The sequence below is a fragment of the Pluralibacter gergoviae ATCC 33028 = NBRC 105706 genome, from assembly GCF_001598855.1.
Classification (GTDB): domain Bacteria; phylum Pseudomonadota; class Gammaproteobacteria; order Enterobacterales; family Enterobacteriaceae; genus Pluralibacter; species Pluralibacter gergoviae.
The window spans coordinates 287330-303017 of record NZ_BCZS01000002.1 but is presented as its reverse complement, the minus strand read 5'-3'; the positions used below and the strand labels follow the sequence as shown (position 1 = coordinate 303017).

Genomic DNA, 15688 nt, shown 5'->3' with positions numbered 1-15688 from the left:
AAACAACAATGACGCACGATAATAAACTGCAGGTCGAAGCCATCAAGCGCGGCACCGTCATCGATCACATTCCGGCCCAGGTCGGCTTTAAGCTGCTGACCCTGTTCAAGCTGACCGAAACCGATCAGCGTATTACCATCGGCCTCAACCTGCCCTCCGGCGAGATGGGCCGTAAGGATCTGATTAAGATCGAAAATACCTTCCTCACCGACGAGCAGGTCAACCAGCTGTCGCTGTACGCCCCGCAGGCGACGGTAAACCGGATCGATAACTACGAGGTGGTCGGCAAATCCCGCCCGGCGCTGCCGGAGCGCATCGACGGCGTGCTGGTCTGCCCGAACAGCAACTGCATCAGCCACGCCGAGCCGGTGGCGTCGAGCTTCAGCGTTAAAAAGCGCGAGCAGGATATTGCGCTGAAATGCAAATACTGCGAGAAGGCGTTTTCTCATAACGTGGTGCTGGCGAACTAATTAGGTTGTATCGGATCCCCGGCCTCCTATAATGGCCGGGTACCTTAATCAATAACCTACTGTCATCAAGGAGAAAATAATGAGCAAAAGTATCGCGACAGAAAAGGCACCGGCAGCCATTGGTCCTTACGTGCAGGGCGTTGACCTCGGCAGCATGATCATTACCTCCGGCCAGATCCCGGTCGATCCGAAAACCGGCGCTGTTGCCGACGACATTGCCGCCCAGGCCCGCCAGTCGCTGGAAAACGTGCAGGCTATTGTTGAGGCCGCCGGTCTGAAAGTGGGCGATATCGTGAAAACCACCGTTTTCGTTAAAGATCTCAACGATTTCGCCACCGTGAACGCCACTTACGAAGCCTTCTTCACCGAGCACAACGCCAGCTTCCCGGCACGCTCCTGCGTGGAAGTGGCCCGCCTGCCGAAAGACGTGAAGATTGAAATCGAGGCGATTGCGGTCCGTCGCTAACGCCCCGTCTCCTTAGCGGCACACTCCCTGGCCTGCGGCCAGAGAGTGTGGTTTCGCGTCCCGACGACCGGCGCGCTATTTCGCCGGATCTTGCGCCTCGGCGTGGCTTTCCATCTGGAAGGTCCAGTGCTTGCCGTAAGGCTGCGCCTCCATCATCAGCCAGCCCGTCGTATTATCGTTGCCGCTTCCGTGCGCGGCCGCCATCTTCTCAACATCGCGCGCGGTGATATCCGCGGCGCTGCGATGGCCCCACGCGCTGCGCAAATAGTTAACCAGATCGGCGGTCTGCTGTGCGCTCAGCGTGTTCGCATAGGCGGGCATACTGACCGTAGAGGGCGCCCAGTTGTCAGCGGGCAGGGTCGCGCCCTCGCGAATGATCTTTACCAGCGAATCAGGCAGCGGCCCAGTTACCGCCGAGTTTTGCCTCAGCTTCGGGAACATGCGGGCGATGCCCTCCCCCTGACGGCCGTGACACATCGCGCAGTTATCCATATAAACCTGCTCCCCGGCCCGGGCAACCGCAGCCGGCGGGGGAGCGGCTTTTTCTGCCGGCGACGGCCCGGCAGGAAGGGTTTTCAGATAGCGCGCCATCGCATGAAGATCGGCATCGGTAAGGTATCGGGTACTCCAGCTGACAACATCGCTCATCGCGCCAAAGGCGGCAGTGTTATCGGTACGCCCGGTTTTAAGATAGTGGGCCAGTTCCCCGACAGACCAGCGCCCCAGCCCGTTATCGTTATCCCCGCGCAGCGAGGGAACCGACCAGCCGTCGATGACCGACCCACCGGCCAGCCACGCCTCTCCCTGCGTCTCATCAAGCGCCTGCTCCTGAAGGGCAAAGCCTCTCGGCGTATGGCAGGAGCCGCAGTGCCCTAAGCCCTGCACCAGATAGGCGCCTCTGGCGACGGTAGCATCGGGATACTTGCTGGCATCGAAAGGCGCGGCATCCGGTGCGAAGGTCATGCGCCACAGGCTCAGCGGCCAGCGCAGCGACAGCGGCCAGGGGATGTCCGCCTCTTTATTTTCGACGGCTTCCGCTTTCACGCCATGCATAAAGTAGGCGTACAGGGCGGCAATATCGTCATCGCTGAGCCGGGAGTAGCTCGGATAGGGCATCGCCGGATAGAGCGCGGAGCCGTCCTTGCGAATACCGCGCCGTACCGCCTGGCTGAATTCATCCAGCGTATAGGCGCCAATACCGTCGCGCTTATCGGGGGTAATGTTCGTGGAATAAATGACCCCGACCGGGGACTTAATGGCCAGCCCGCCGGCGAAAGGTTTACCGTGAATGCGGGTATGGCAGGCGACGCAGTCCCCGGCCCGCGCCAGATATTCGCCTTTCTGAATCAGCTGCTGTTCATCGTCCGCCAGCGCGGCGCCGGCCGACGTCAGGCTGAGGAGAGTCAGGGTAAAGAGAAGGCGCCTCATTGCACACCTCCCTGAGAAAAATCAGGGCCAATGATTATCTGGCCGGGGATCTGCTGCTGATTCTCGCGGGCTTTCACTTCCCGATCGTAGGTCGCACCGGCGCGTCCGACCAGGAACTGGCGAATCGTCTCGATCTGCTGCGGCGTCATGGCATCCTTAAAGCCCACCATGCCGTAAGCCGTCAGCGCGCCGTCTCCGACCACGCGATAAAACGCGTCCGGATCGCGAATGGCGCCTGACCAGCGAAGGTCGGGCAAGACGCCGCCCGATTCACCGTTGTCGCCGTGGCAGGCCGCGCAGTAATCCATATAGTGGGCGTAACCCGCTTTCGCCTGCGCCGCGTCGAAATCGTGCGGCGGCTTCACCGGCAGAAAGCCTTTTTTATTCACCGGCGGCAGCTGCTTATCGCCATCCAGCGAAAAGACCACTAAACGCGATTTATTGACCGTCCAGCCGCCGGTGCGCGCCATGCCGCCCATTAACAGGGGGTAGATGCCGCCCCAGCCTACCTCTACCGCGATATACTGCTTGCCGTTGACGGCGTAGGCGATCGGCGCGGCCATCACCGCACTCTGTAGCGGGATCTGCCACAGCTGTTTACCGGTCCGGGCATCGTAGGCATTAAACAAGCCGTTGGTGAGCCCCTGGAAAACCAGATTGCCCGCCGTCGCCAGAACGCCGCCATTCCACGGCCCCTGATGATCGACGGTGAACGCCGGCGCCTGCTTCACCGGATCCCAGGCGATCAGCCAGCCCTTCAGCAGCCCGGCAAACTGCGTTTTCACTTTCGCATCATCCGGCGCGCCAATTTTTGACATATCAAGACCGAGGTTCAGGCCCTTTGACTTCATGTTACTGTCGGTGCCGGGGACATAATTAAACGGGATTTGCTGCGCCGGAATATAGACATAGCCGGTTTTAGGGCTGTAGGCCATCGGCTGCCAGTTGTGGCCGCCTAAGTCTCCCGGAAAACTCAGCCAGGGCTTGCCGGTCAGCGAATAGAGCGCCTCAGGAACCGTATTGGGACGTCCGGTCTGCGGATTGACGCCCTTCGCCCAGTTAACGTCCACGTAGTTTTTTGCGGAGAGAAACTTGCCGGTTTTCGCATCCAGAATATAGAAAAAGCCGTTTTTGGGGGCGTGCATCACCACGTGGCGGGGCTTGCCATCCAGCAGTATGTCGGCGGTCATGATCTGTTGCGTGGAGGTGAAGTCCCACTGATCCTGCGGCGTCTCCTGGAAGTGCCAGACATACTCCCCGGTTTCGGGGCGCAGGGCGACGATACTGCCGAGGAAGAGGTTATCGCCAACGCCGCCGGAGCGCAGTTTATAGTTCCAGGGCGAACCGTTGCCGACGCCAATATAGACGAGATCGGTTTGCGGATCGTAGGTAATGGCATCCCACACCGTACCGCCGCCCCCGGATTTTACCCAGTTGCCCGGCCCCCATGTTTTGTAGGCAAGCGTTGAGAGCGGGCCATCGGATACCGCACGATCCGGTTTATTATCAGGCGCGGGCACCGTGAAAAAGCGCCACCGGAGTTTACCGGTTTCGGCATCAAAGCCGGAGACAAAACCTCTGGCGCCAAATTCCGCCCCGCCATTGCCGATAATCACCACGCCTTTCGCCACCCGGGGCGCGCCGTCCACGATGTAGCTGCGGACATCCCCCAGCTGCGCGTCCTGCGGGATCGTATTGACCTCCCAGACTGGCTGGCCAGTTTTCGCATTCAGCGCGACCAGCCGGCCATCAAAGGTGCCGATAATGATCTTACCGTTCCAGTAAGCCGCCCCGCGATTGACGGTATCGCAGCATCCTCTCACGGCAGTATCGCCCGGCACTCTCGGATCGTATTGCCAGAGCAGCTCGCCGGTATCGGCTTTATAGGCCCGGACCTTACTCCAGTTCGTGGTGGCATAGAGCACGCCATCAACCACCAGCGGCGTGCCCTCCTGGCCGCGATTCGTGTCAAAATCCTGATACCAGGCGATTTTAAGCTGGCCAACGTTGCGTTCGTTAATGCTGTCTAACGGCGAGTAGCGCTGTTCTGAATAGGTACGTCCGTAGGTCAGCCAGTCCTGCGGCCGCTTATCCGCATTGATAATCTCACGCCCGGTGTCCTCATGTGCCGATGCGGCGGCAAATGCGATAGTACTGAGAAAGCAGGTGAAAATGCCGATGAATGCGATGCATCCCCGCACTTTTTTTATGATATTGCGCATGATTCATTGCTCCTGTGACGCTTCCTTAAAACATTTGCATCACTCTGAAATTAAAAACGCTCTCGTTCTTAAATCCGTTATCTATGCTGGCATCGCGCCCCCAGGTCGCCATGAGCTGCGTTTTGCTCGCGAACATCCAGGCCCCGCCGACGCTGTATTTCTGTTCACCCGGCTTGCCCTGGCTGATGCCGTCTACGGAAGTGTTGCCTCCCCAGAGCTTTGAGTAAGACGTTCTGATATCGAACGCCGGCGTTAGCTGGTAGCGCAGGTGAACCTGCCCCTGATACAGGGTGCCCTCCGAAAGCCGGCTGGATGACGCCCCATAATTGTTGTTATCGCCAAACCAGGTGGCGTCCGCCCCGATATCAAAAAGCAGATTTTCGACAATCGGCGTGGTAAATGCCGCCTGCAGCGAATATTTCCAGCGGTGCTCTCCCATGTTCAGCGCATCGTCATGGCTGTAGTTTCCGGTAGGGACATAGATAAAGGGGGTGATCCCGAACCAGGTGCGGGTAGACGGGTTGTTGTAAAGCCACAGCGTCGACGCCAGAATCAAATCCCCGACACCGTGCGCCGTTCCCATGCTGTTGCCGCTCATCCTGCCGTGGACGCGCCCGAACGGCAGCAGGAACTGCGGATCGACAGTAAAACCGCCGATAGTGGTAAAGTGAATCATACGAAGAATAGAGACGTCCTGCGTCAGACTTGTATCATGTTTTACCTGCTGACCTCCCGCATAATAAGAGCCGCTTTTCGCATGGGTATAGTAGAGCAGCCCGAGGTTGGTCCCCTCCGGCATTGCGGTGTAATCTCCGGCATCAAAATCAATTGCCATCGCCACCTTGCCGAACCCGAAAAACAGACAGACAAACAGAGCCTTACCATATTTTCCCGCCATAATACCCTTACCTTATCTTATTGATATTTGTGTTATTACTCAGGATCTGATGGCACGAATACCCGGAAGAAAAGAGCCGATGAGCCGCCGATCCCCGCCTAAGAAAAGGTGGGCGCGGTGAGTGGAAATTGGCTCACCGCACCAAATGGTGATACACATTTAAAACAAAAAATTAAAAATATGTATCACTAATTATCACCTTTTATTAACGCAATACATAAGAGATCGCGCATTGGATGATAAAGCTCACAATAAAAATCATTGTGAAGCTGTCGGGGAAGGGAAAGTGGGGGGAGCCAGCCTGAAAAGCGGCGGGTGTCAGCGTGAAGCGATGGCCGGGGGAAGATTGGCCTCGCCCCGGCAGTTATGAAAACATCCTCACTCGATGCGCGTTGCCCGCAGCAGTTTCTCCAGCGGATAGACCGCCGCAATCACCAGCTCATCCTGGGTTTTCGCCGCTTCGTCCAGCTGGGTCTGGAGGGAGGCATACTCTTTGTCATCCAGCGTCCCCTGGCGCGCCACCAGATCGGTCAGGCGCAGGCCGAGCGCGGCCAGCTTGTCCACCTGCAGCACCACCGGCTTGATGGCGGACAGCAGGTAGCTGGCGTCGGTGAGCGGCATCACGTCGGCGGTGTTGTTCTGCCAGCGGGTGAAGACGTGACGCAGGGCGTCGGCGCTTTCGTTGTCCTCCGGATCGCTTATCAGGTTATCCGCCCACTGGTCGAGGCCGCGCACGGTATTGCTCTCCGCCGGCAGGGCGTCGGCCAGCCGGTTCAGCGGTTCAAGCTGGGTGTAGTTGCCCGCCTGGAACTTGAGGTGCTGGCGGGTGTAGTAGTGGGCGGGCTCCAGCGCCTGGGCGAGGATCTGCAGCGGCAGCGTTCCGCCGCCGTTGGCCAGCCGGGTGAACTGCACCAGCTGCTGGGTATGCTGCTGCAGGCCGACGGAGACCGTTGACCAGCCGTCGATGGCCTGCAGGCGCTGGTACATATTGTCGGTATCGTTGACGTCCTTCGCCGACCACAGCCGCTCCGCCACCGCGAAGGCGCGGGGCCAGAGGCGGATATCGAGCACCGGGGCAACCACGTTTTCGCTCCACAGCGCCGCTTCGCCGCCGAGCAGATTTTTCTCCTGCTCCGCGCTGAGCACCGTCGGCGCAATGCCTTTCGGCACCTCGTCGAGGCTGCTGCCGGTCACCGGGTAGCGGGTATTGCCCAGCAGGAAGTAGCCTTTAATCTGGTCATCGTGGATATTCAGCACCGGCCGGGTTTCGCCCATCCAGCTATCAACGGTGAAGGTCACCTGGTCCGGCGTCAGCCACTCGATGTCCTGCACCGCGCGGCGCGTTTTGCCGCTGAAGTCGATAAAGCCGCGCCACTCGTCCTTGCCCTTCACCAGCGTGAAGCTGCCGGTAACCGGGCTGCCCTTGAGGCGCGGCATCGAGAAGCTCCAGCTCTGGGCGCTCTCCGTCTCACCAATATTGTCCACGCCGTCCAGCCCCTGCGGCACCGGCTCGTTGCGATAGTGGTAGGCGGTGTACTGAGGCTGGTCGAGATAGAAGCCGGTGGAGAGAATGCCCCGGTAGCCGTTTTTCGCCACCTCGGCCAGCGCGTCCTGCCCCTGCCAGGACTGGATCAGGATGCTCTTCGGCAGGTCGGGATGGTAGATCTCATCCCAGCCCACCATCTGGCGGTGGTGCTTTTCCAGAATGGTTTCAAGACGGCGGTTAAAGTACGCCTGCAGGGCGCCGCTGTCCGCCAGCCGGTGCTCGCGCATAAAGCGCTGGATATCCGGGTTATTTTTCCACTGGCTGTCGTCCACCTCATCGCCGCCGATATGCAGATAAGGGTCGGGGAAAATGGCCGCCAGCTCGCTGACCATCGCCTCGGCGAAGGCGTAGGTCGCCTCTTTGGTCGGATCGAGCACCGGCTTGAGCACGCCCCAGCGGCGCTCCATCTGATACGGGCCCGGAGCGCTCATCAGCTCCGGATAGGCCACCGCGATGGCAGAGGCATGGCCCGGCATATCGATCTCCGGCACCACGCGGATGCCGCGTTCGGCGGCGTAGCGCACCACCTCTTTCATCTGCGCCTGGGTGTAGTACTGCCCGTCGCTCGCCAGCTGCTGCAGCTTCGGATAGCGGGTGGAGGCGAAGCGCCAGCCCTGATCGTCGGTCAGGTGCCAGTGCAGGACGTTAAGCTTGGCCGCCGCCATGCCGTCAATCTGCCGCTTGATGTCCTCAACCGGCAGAAAGTGGCGGGCGGGGTCGAGCAGCAGCCCGCGCCAGGGGAAGCGCGGCGCGTCGTCGATGGTGACGTAAGGGATGGCGGTATTGTTCGGACCATTATGGATCAGCTGCAGCAGCGTCTCTATGCCGTGCAGAGCGCCGAAGCGGGTATTCGCGGTGAGCTTCACGCCGTTCTCATCGACCACCAGCTTATAGCGCTCGTCGCTGTCGGGGAGCGGCACGGGCGGCACCTTTTTCGCAATGACGATCGCGATGGTCGGGTTTTTAACCTCCGGCGGCTGGGGCAGCATCTCCCAGCCGGTCTGGCGGGCGATGCGCCCGCGCAGACGGTCGGCGGCATCGCCGAGGTCGTCGCCGGTGATGCTGACGGTAAGGGTGTTATTGAGGATCAGCGCCCCTTCAGCGGCGGGGCGCGCCACCTGCGAGGGCCAGGGCATCAGGGGCAGATCGCCCGCGGGGGCCGCCAGCGCGGCACCGGCCAGCAGCAGTCCGGTGGACAGCAGGCTGTAGCGCACGGTTTTTAGCATGAGAGTTCCTTTATGACGGGCCAAAAAATGCAAGCTACTGAGGTATCACGCGGAAATTAGGGGGTCAAGGGCGGATTCGTGTTTCCGCATCTGTCCCCTCATTCCAGCCCCCCTCCCTACTGCCACCCGTACCGGCGGCTGTAAATCCCTTTCACCATCTGCGTCAGCGTCATATACCCCGCAAGAATCGCCACCAGCCACGGGAAGTAGCTCAGCGGCAGCGCCTGCAGCGACAGATACGGCGCCAGCGGCGAGAACGGCAGCGTAATGCCGACGACCATCACCACCAGGGTCATCACGCACAGCGGCCAGGCGGCGCGGCTCTGGATGAACGGGATGCGGCGGGTGCGGATCATATGCACAATCAGCGTCTGCGACAGCAGGCCCACCACGAACCAGCCGGACTGGAACAGGGTCTGCTGCTCCGGCGTATTGGCGTGGAACACGAACCACATCAGGCAGAAGGTCAGAATGTCGAAAATCGAACTGATCGGCCCAAAGAAGATCATAAAGCGCCCGAGATCGGCCGGGTTCCAGCGCTGCGGTTTACGGATCTGCTCTTCATCGACGTTATCAAACGGGATCGCCACCTGGGATACATCGTACAGCAGGTTCTGGATCAGCAGATGCAGCGGCAGCATCGGCAGGAACGGCAGGAAGGCGCTGGCCACCAGCACGCTAAAGACGTTGCCGAAGTTGGAGCTGGCGGTCATCTTGATGTACTTGAGCATGTTGGCAAAGGTGCGCCGGCCCTCGATGACGCCCTGCTCCAGCACCATCAGGCTCTTCTCCAGCAGGATGATGTCGGCGGCTTCGCGGGCGATGTCCACCGCGCCGTCAACCGAAATGCCGATATCGGCGGCGCGCAGGGCCGGAGCGTCGTTAATGCCGTCGCCCATAAAGCCGACCACGTGCCCTTCCCGCTTGAGCAGCGTTACGATGCGCTCTTTGTGCATCGGCGTCAGGCGGGCAAACAGCGTGGTGCTTTTCGCCAGCGCCGCCAGCGCATCGTCAGAGAGGGCGTCAACCTGGCTGCCGACGATAACCTCGCCCGCATCCAGCCCGACGTCGCGGCACACCTTCGCCGCCACCAGCTCGCTGTCGCCGGTGAGAATTTTAACGGTGATGCCGCTGGCCTTCAGCGCCTTCAGCGCCGGGGCAGTGCTCTCTTTCGGCGGATCGAGGAAGGCGATATAGCCTTCGAGGATCAGATCCGATTCGTCGACGCGCTGGTAATCCCCGCTGCGGGCGGGCAGGGTTTTGGTCGCTACCGCCACCACCCGCAGTCCCTGGCGGTTGAGGGTATCGGTCACCCGGCCGATGCGCCGCAGCATGGCATCATCAAGAGGAATGACTTCACCTTTAAAGCGTACCTGGGTACAAACGCCAAGGATCTCCTGCAGGGCGCCCTTGCAGATCAGACGGTGCTGCTCTGCCTCTTCGGCCACCACGACCGACATTCGGCGGCGCTCAAAATCAAAGGGGATCTCGTCCACCTTCTGCCACTGCTGCGCAAGGGTGCGGGCCTCGGCCTCGTCCACGCCCTCCAGCACGGCGGTATCCAGCAGGTTCTTGAGGCCGGTCTGGTAGTGGCTGTTGAGCCAGGCGCAGTGCAGCACCCGCTCGCTGGTTTTGCCCGAGATATCGGTGTGATTTTCCAGCACGATTTTATCCCGGGTCAGGGTGCCGGTTTTGTCGGTGCAGAGGATATCCATCGCGCCAAAGTTCTGGATAGCGTCGAGGTGCTTGACGATCACTTTCTGCTTCGACAGCTTCACCGCCCCGCGCGCCAGGGTCGAGGTGACGATCATCGGCAGCATCTCCGGGGTCAGTCCGACCGCCACCGACAGCGCGAACAGCGCCGCTTCCCACCAGTCGCCCTTGGTATAGCCGTTGATCAGCAGCACCACCGGGGTCATCACCAGCATAAAGCGGATCAGCAGCAGGCTGACGCGGCTGATGCCTTTCTGAAAGGCGTTCGCCTCCGTCGGCTGCTCGCTGACGCGGCCCGCCAGCTGGCCGAACCAGGTTTCGCCGGCGGTGGCAAAAACAATCGCCTGCGCCGTGCCGCTCACTACGTTGGTGCCCATAAAGCAGAGGTTATCCCGCTCCAGCGGATTGCTCTGCTGCGGGCAGCGGCTGCGGGCTACTTTCTCCACCGGCAGCGATTCGCCGGTGAGCGAGGCCTGGGCGACGAACAGATCCCGGGCCTGGATCACCCGCAGATCGGCGGGGATCATATCGCCCGCCGACAGCTTAACGATGTCGCCGCGCACCAGCCTGTCGAGGGGGATCTCCACCCAGCGGCTCTCGCCCAGATCGTTGATGACCCGCAGGACGGTGGCGGTGTTGCTGACCATCGCCTTCAGCGCATCCGCCGCTTTGGTGGAGCGCGCCTCCTGAACAAAGTTCAGCAGCGTCGCTATCGCCACCATCAGAGCGATCACCCCGGCGGCAAACAGATCTTCGGTGGCGTAGGAGATAACGCCCAGCAGCGTCAGCAGCAGGTTGAACGGATTGCGGTAGCAGCGCCACAGGTGCGCCCACCAGGGCGCGGGCTTCTGCGCCGGGATGACGTTTTCACCGTGCGCCTGGCGGGAGGCCTCAACCTCCTGCGGGTTAAGCCCTTCCGGGTGGCTGTTGAACGCGCGCCAGATTTCGCGTTCGTCCATGTCGGCAACGTCGAGGCAGCGCCGACTCAGGGTTTCCGGCATGGGCGCCCCGGCCAGGATTTTGCCATCGGGCAGCGGATCGCGGGCGATAAGACGGCGCGGTAAGCGGCGGCCAAGCTGCGTGAGCAGCTGCCGGGTAATATTTTTCAGCATATGTAGTCCCTCAGCGCTCGCCGTCCGGCGATCGCGGGTCACTGTCAGGCGCGCCAGAGGCGTACCTGAGGTACTTATTTTTAAAACAGGGACATCGTGAAAGACGTCACTGCCTCACGCGTCTCCGGTAAGGCAGCGAACGGGCGGCTTACCGGAGAGAGATGTTGCTCCATCGATGATGGGAAGTGGGATCGGGATCCATTGCGCCTCCGGTAAGTGGACTGGTTAACGGTGAAATCATAACGCCGGGTGATTAAACGGTATCTATACCGCACGCATCTGCAACAAGATTTTGCCGCAGGCGTCCGGGTTGAGTAGGATGACCCACACTTTACATTGCCAGCAGCCCGGAACCTGAAATGACAAACCGCCTGACCATTAAAGATATTGCCCGCCTGAGCGGCGTGGGGAAATCCACCGTCTCCCGGGTGCTGAACAACGAAAGCGGCGTCAGCCAGGAGACCCGCGAGCGGGTCGAGGCGGTGATGAACGAGCACGGCTTCTCGCCGTCGCGCTCGGCGCGGGCCATGCGCGGCCAGAGCGATAAAGTGGTGGCGATTATCGTCACCCGCCTCGATTCGCTGTCGGAAAACCTCGCCGTACAGACCATGCTGCCCGCCTTCTACGCCGAGGGCTACGATCCGATCATGATGGAGAGCCAGTTCAGCGCGGAAAAAGTCGCCGAGTATCTCGGGATGCTGCGGCGGCGCAACGTCGACGGCGTGGTGCTGTTCGGCTTTAGCGGCATCAGCCAGAAAATGCTTGCCCCCTGGCAGGAGATGCTGGTGATGCTGGCCCGCGACGCGAAAGGTATTGCCTCGGTCTGCTACGACGATAAGGGCGCCATCACCCAGCTGATGCAGAGGCTGTACGAAGAGGGCCACCGCCGCATCAGCTTTCTCGGCGCGCCGCACCATGATGAAACCACCGGCAGGCGCCGCCACGAGGCTTACCTGCAGTTTTGCAAAAAACGCGGCCTTGCCCCCGCCGCCGCCCTGCCCGGCCTGACCATGAAGCAGGGCTACGATGCGGTCGCCGGGGTGCTGACGCCCGATACCACCGCCCTGCTGTGCGCTACCGACACGCTGGCGCTGGGCGCCAGTAAATACCTGCAGGAGCAGCGCATCGACACCCTGCAGCTGGCGAGCGTCGGCAGCACGCCGCTGATGACCTTCCTGCACCCGGAGATCATCACCGCCAACCCCGGCTACGGCGAGGCCGGACGCCAGGCGGCGCAGCAGCTGATCGAACAGATCGGCGGCCGCCGCAAGCCCCGCCAGATAGTCATTCCCGCCGCGCTGAACTGACCCTCCCGACGAAATAGTGTGATCGTCGCCGGGTTTCGGGAACGTTCCCATTCACGCTATATCAGGAAGCGGATAGATTACGACTCAGGCTACTCCTTCCCTCTTCACGGTCATGAGGCTTCATGATGAGCAAAGTAAATCAACAGGATATTGACAGATTGATCGCGCTGGTGGGCGGCCGCGATAATATCGCCACCGTCAGCCACTGCATTACCCGTCTGCGCTTCGTGCTTAACGATCCGGCGAAGGCCGACCCGAAAAGCATCGACACCCTGCCGATGGTTAAAGGCTGCTTCACCAACGCCGGGCAGTTTCAGGTAGTGATCGGCACCGATGTCGGCGACTGGTATAAAGTACTGCTGGCCAGCACCGGCCAGGCTTCCGCCGATAAAGAGCAGGCGAAGCGGGCGGCGCGGCAGAATATGAAGTGGCACGAGCGGATGATTTCGCACTTCGCGGAGATCTTCTTCCCGCTGCTGCCGGCGCTGATCAGCGGCGGCCTGATCCTCGGCTTTCGCAACGTCATCGGCGACGTGCCGATGAGCAGCGGCCAGACCCTGGCCCAGACCTATCCGGGAATGAAGACCCTCTACGACTTCCTGTGGCTTATCGGCGAGGCGATTTTCTTCTATCTGCCGGTGGGCATCTGCTGGTCGGCGGTGAAGAAGATGGGCGGCACGCCGATTCTCGGTATCGTGCTGGGCGTCACCCTGGTGTCGCCGCAGCTGATGAACGCCTACGAGCTGGGCAGCAAAATTCCCGAGGCGTGGAACTTCGGCCTGTTCGCCATTGAAAAAGTGGGCTATCAGGCGCAGGTGATCCCGGCCCTGCTGGCGGGCCTGGCGCTGGGAATGATTGAGACGCGCCTCAAGCGCATCGTGCCGGATTATCTCTATCTGGTGGTGGTGCCGGTGTGCTCCCTGATCCTCGCCGTTTTCCTCGCCCACGCCTTTATCGGTCCGTTTGGCCGGATGATTGGCGACGGCGTGGCCTTCGCGGTGCGCCACCTGATGACCGGCAGCTTCGCCCCCATCGGCGCGGCGCTGTTCGGCTTCCTGTACGCGCCGCTGGTGATCACCGGCGTCCATCAGACCACGCTGGCGATTGATATGCAGATGATCCAGAGCATGGGCGGCACCCCGGTGTGGCCGCTGATTGCGCTGTCCAATATCGCCCAGGCCTCGGCGGTAGTCGGCATCATTATCTGCAGCCGCAAGAAGAACGAGCGCGAAATCTCGGTCCCGGCGGCGATCGCTGCCTATCTCGGGGTCACGGAGCCCGCGATGTACGGCATCAACCTTAAGTATCGCTTCCCGATGCTCTGCGCGATGGTCGGATCCGGCCTCGCGGGCCTGCTGTGCGGCCTCAGCGGCGTGATGGCCAACGGCATCGGCGTCGGCGGCCTGCCGGGCATTCTCTCCATTCAGCCGACCTTCTGGCAGGTGTACACCACGGCGATGGCCATCTGCATTATCGTCCCCATCGTGCTGACCTCCGCGGTTTACCAGCGCAAGCTGCGCCAGGGCACGCTGCAGGCAGCGTAAGGCATTTCGGGGCGCACCCGCGCCCCGCATTTCATTGACCAGGACCGTCTTATGAACAACCTTCCCCACTGGTGGCAGAACGGCGTCATCTATCAGATCTACCCGAAAAGCTTTCAGGACACCACCGGCAGCGGCACCGGCGACCTGCCGGGCGTCACCCGGCGGCTCGACTATCTGCAAACCCTCGGCGTAGACGCAATCTGGCTGACGCCGTTTTACGTTTCGCCGCAGGTGGACAACGGCTACGACGTCGCAAACTACACGGCTATCGACCCCGCCTACGGCACGCTGGACGACTTTGATGAACTGGTAGCGCAGGCGAAAGCGCGCAATATCCGCATTATTCTGGATATGGTGTTTAACCACACCTCAACCCAGCATCCGTGGTTTCGCGAGGCGCTGGACCCGGACAGCCCGTACCGCGAGTTCTATATCTGGCGCGACGGCAAGTCGGGCGCGCGGCCCAACGGCTGGCGCTCGAAGTTCGGCGGCAGCGCCTGGCAGTGGCACCCGGAAAGCGAGCAGTACTATCTGCATCTGTTCGCCCCGGAGCAGGCGGATCTCAACTGGGAGAATCCGGCGGTGCGCCGTGAGCTTAAAAAGGTGTGCGAGTTCTGGGCGGATCGCGGCGTCGACGGCCTGCGCCTCGACGTAGTGAATCTGATCTCCAAAGATCAATCTTTCCCGGACGATCCGCAGGGCGACGGCCGCCGCTTCTACACCGACGGCCCGCGCGTGCATGAATTTCTGCAGGAGATGAGCCGCGAGGTCTTCTCCCCGCGCGGGCTAATGACCGTGGGCGAGATGTCGTCAACGACGCTCGAGCACTGCCGGCAGTACGCCGCCCTCGATGGCCGCGAACTGTCGATGACCTTTAACTTCCACCACCTTAAGGTGGACTATCCCGGCGGCGAAAAGTGGACGCTGGCAAAACCGGATTTCGTCGCGCTGAAGGCCCTGTTCAGCCACTGGCAGCAGGGTATGCATAACACGGCGTGGAACGCGCTGTTCTGGTGTAACCACGACCAGCCGCGCATCGTCTCGCGCTTCGGCGACGAGGGCGAATATCGCGTGCAGTCCGCTAAAATGCTGGCGATGGTGCTGCACGGTATGCAGGGCACGCCCTATATCTATCAGGGCGAAGAGCTGGGGATGACTAACCCGCACTTTACCGCCATCGCCGACTACCGGGATGTGGAAAGCCACAATATGTACGCTGAACTGCGGGCGCAGGGCCGGGACGCCGGGGAGCTCATGGCGATCCTCGCCAGCAAGTCCCGGGACAACGGCCGCACGCCGATGCCGTGGAGCGCCGAAGCTAACGGCGGCTTTACCGACGGCACGCCGTGGATCGGCCTGTGCCGGAACTATGAGAGCGTCAACGCCGAAGCGGCGCTGGCCGCGCCAGATTCGGTCTTTCACGCCTACCGGCGGCTGATTGCCCTGCGCAAGCGCGAGCCGCTGCTCACCCTGGGCCGCTACGAAGATCTGCTTCCTGAGCATCCGTCGCTGTGGTGCTACCGGCGCCGGTGGCAGGACCAGACGCTGATCGTCGCAGCGAACCTGAGCCGCGAGCCACAGACGTGGGTGCCAGAGGAAACGGGCGGCGAGTGGGTGCTGGTGATGAGCAACTATGACGACGCCTGCAGGCAGCCCTGCGCCATGACGCTGCGGCCCTTTGAGGCCGCGTGGTGGATACGCGGTGCGTAAAATCGTCTTTTATATATCTTAACGGCATCCTTTACAGCGATCCTGA

The 15688-nt window shown here is 61.3% G+C and carries 11 protein-coding genes; 5 read left to right on the top strand and 6 right to left on the bottom strand.

The genetic code is table 11. The annotated features are described in order from the left end of the window. Positions 1 to 8: 8 nt before the first annotated feature. Positions 9 to 470 carry an aspartate carbamoyltransferase regulatory subunit gene (gene pyrI / locus ENGE1_RS03830; protein ID WP_043080685.1) on the top strand — a complete coding sequence of 154 codons (462 nt, stop codon included), beginning with the start codon at positions 9 to 11 and terminating at the stop codon, positions 468 to 470. A gap of 79 nt (positions 471 to 549) precedes the next feature. Next, a complete protein-coding gene (ridA, locus tag ENGE1_RS03825) occupies positions 550 to 936 on the top strand; it encodes a 2-iminobutanoate/2-iminopropanoate deaminase (protein ID WP_043080686.1) in 387 nt (128 codons plus the stop codon). A 75-nt stretch (positions 937 to 1011) separates the two neighbouring features. Here ridA and ENGE1_RS03820 read toward each other — a convergent pair whose 3' ends face one another. From ENGE1_RS03820 to mgtL, 6 genes are all read right to left on the bottom strand, one after another. Next, positions 1012 to 2364 (bottom strand): cytochrome c, encoded by a 1353-nt coding sequence (locus ENGE1_RS03820; RefSeq protein ID WP_043080687.1) that lies wholly within the window; start codon positions 2362 to 2364, stop codon positions 1012 to 1014. After that, positions 2361 to 4586, bottom strand: a complete 2226-nt coding sequence (locus ENGE1_RS03815) for a PQQ-dependent dehydrogenase, methanol/ethanol family (protein WP_080964547.1) — start codon at positions 4584 to 4586, stop codon at positions 2361 to 2363. The genes ENGE1_RS03820 and ENGE1_RS03815 overlap by 4 nt, the downstream gene beginning before the upstream one ends. Positions 4587 to 4611: 25 nt before the next feature. Continuing rightward, positions 4612 to 5484 (bottom strand): transporter, encoded by an 873-nt coding sequence (locus ENGE1_RS03810; RefSeq protein ID WP_048254357.1) that lies wholly within the window; start codon positions 5482 to 5484, stop codon positions 4612 to 4614. A gap of 378 nt (positions 5485 to 5862) precedes the next feature. Further along, complete coding sequence (locus ENGE1_RS03805; RefSeq protein ID WP_048254358.1) at positions 5863 to 8256, bottom strand: beta-N-acetylhexosaminidase; 2394 nt, start codon at positions 8254 to 8256, stop codon at positions 5863 to 5865. Between the two features lie 116 nt (positions 8257 to 8372). Next, entirely contained in the window at positions 8373 to 11081 is a 2709-nt protein-coding gene (mgtA, locus tag ENGE1_RS03800; protein ID WP_048254359.1) for a magnesium-translocating P-type ATPase, read from the bottom strand. Between the two features lie 148 nt (positions 11082 to 11229). After that, positions 11230 to 11283, bottom strand: a complete 54-nt coding sequence (gene mgtL / locus ENGE1_RS29460) for a mgtA regulatory leader peptide MgtL (protein WP_225823582.1) — start codon at positions 11281 to 11283, stop codon at positions 11230 to 11232. A gap of 157 nt (positions 11284 to 11440) precedes the next feature. Here mgtL and treR point away from each other — a divergent pair, with 157 nt between their 5' ends. The 3 genes from treR to treC all read left to right on the top strand — a co-directional run bounded on the left by treR (position 11441) and on the right by treC (position 15642). After that, entirely contained in the window at positions 11441 to 12388 is a 948-nt protein-coding gene (gene treR / locus ENGE1_RS03795) for a trehalose operon repressor TreR (RefSeq protein WP_048254360.1), read from the top strand. Positions 12389 to 12513: 125 nt separating this feature from the next. After that, positions 12514 to 13932 (top strand): PTS trehalose transporter subunit IIBC, encoded by a 1419-nt coding sequence (treB, locus tag ENGE1_RS03790; RefSeq protein WP_048254426.1) that lies wholly within the window; start codon positions 12514 to 12516, stop codon positions 13930 to 13932. Positions 13933 to 13983: 51 nt separating this feature from the next. Beyond that, positions 13984 to 15642, top strand: coding sequence for an alpha,alpha-phosphotrehalase (treC, locus tag ENGE1_RS03785; RefSeq protein ID WP_048254362.1), 1659 nt, complete (start codon positions 13984 to 13986; stop codon positions 15640 to 15642). Positions 15643 to 15688: the final 46 nt, after the last annotated feature.

What these genes read in the sequence shown, in the direction of transcription:
- ridA (WP_043080686.1), top strand. Translation starts at nt 550, where the DNA reads ATGAGCAAAAGTATCGCGACAGAAAAGGCACCGGCAGCCATTGGTCCT.
- pyrI (WP_043080685.1), top strand. Translation starts at nt 9, where the DNA reads ATGACGCACGATAATAAACTGCAGGTCGAAGCCATCAAGCGCGGCACC.
- treC (WP_048254362.1), top strand. Translation starts at nt 13,984, where the DNA reads ATGAACAACCTTCCCCACTGGTGGCAGAACGGCGTCATCTATCAGATC.
- ENGE1_RS03810 (WP_048254357.1), bottom strand. Translation starts at nt 5,484, where the DNA reads ATGGCGGGAAAATATGGTAAGGCTCTGTTTGTCTGTCTGTTTTTCGGG.
- mgtA (WP_048254359.1), bottom strand. Translation starts at nt 11,081, where the DNA reads ATGCTGAAAAATATTACCCGGCAGCTGCTCACGCAGCTTGGCCGCCGC.
- treB (WP_048254426.1), top strand. Translation starts at nt 12,514, where the DNA reads ATGAGCAAAGTAAATCAACAGGATATTGACAGATTGATCGCGCTGGTG.
- ENGE1_RS03805 (WP_048254358.1), bottom strand. Translation starts at nt 8,256, where the DNA reads ATGCTAAAAACCGTGCGCTACAGCCTGCTGTCCACCGGACTGCTGCTG.
- ENGE1_RS03820 (WP_043080687.1), bottom strand. Translation starts at nt 2,364, where the DNA reads ATGAGGCGCCTTCTCTTTACCCTGACTCTCCTCAGCCTGACGTCGGCC.
- treR (WP_048254360.1), top strand. Translation starts at nt 11,441, where the DNA reads ATGACAAACCGCCTGACCATTAAAGATATTGCCCGCCTGAGCGGCGTG.
- ENGE1_RS03815 (WP_080964547.1), bottom strand. Translation starts at nt 4,586, where the DNA reads ATGCGCAATATCATAAAAAAAGTGCGGGGATGCATCGCATTCATCGGC.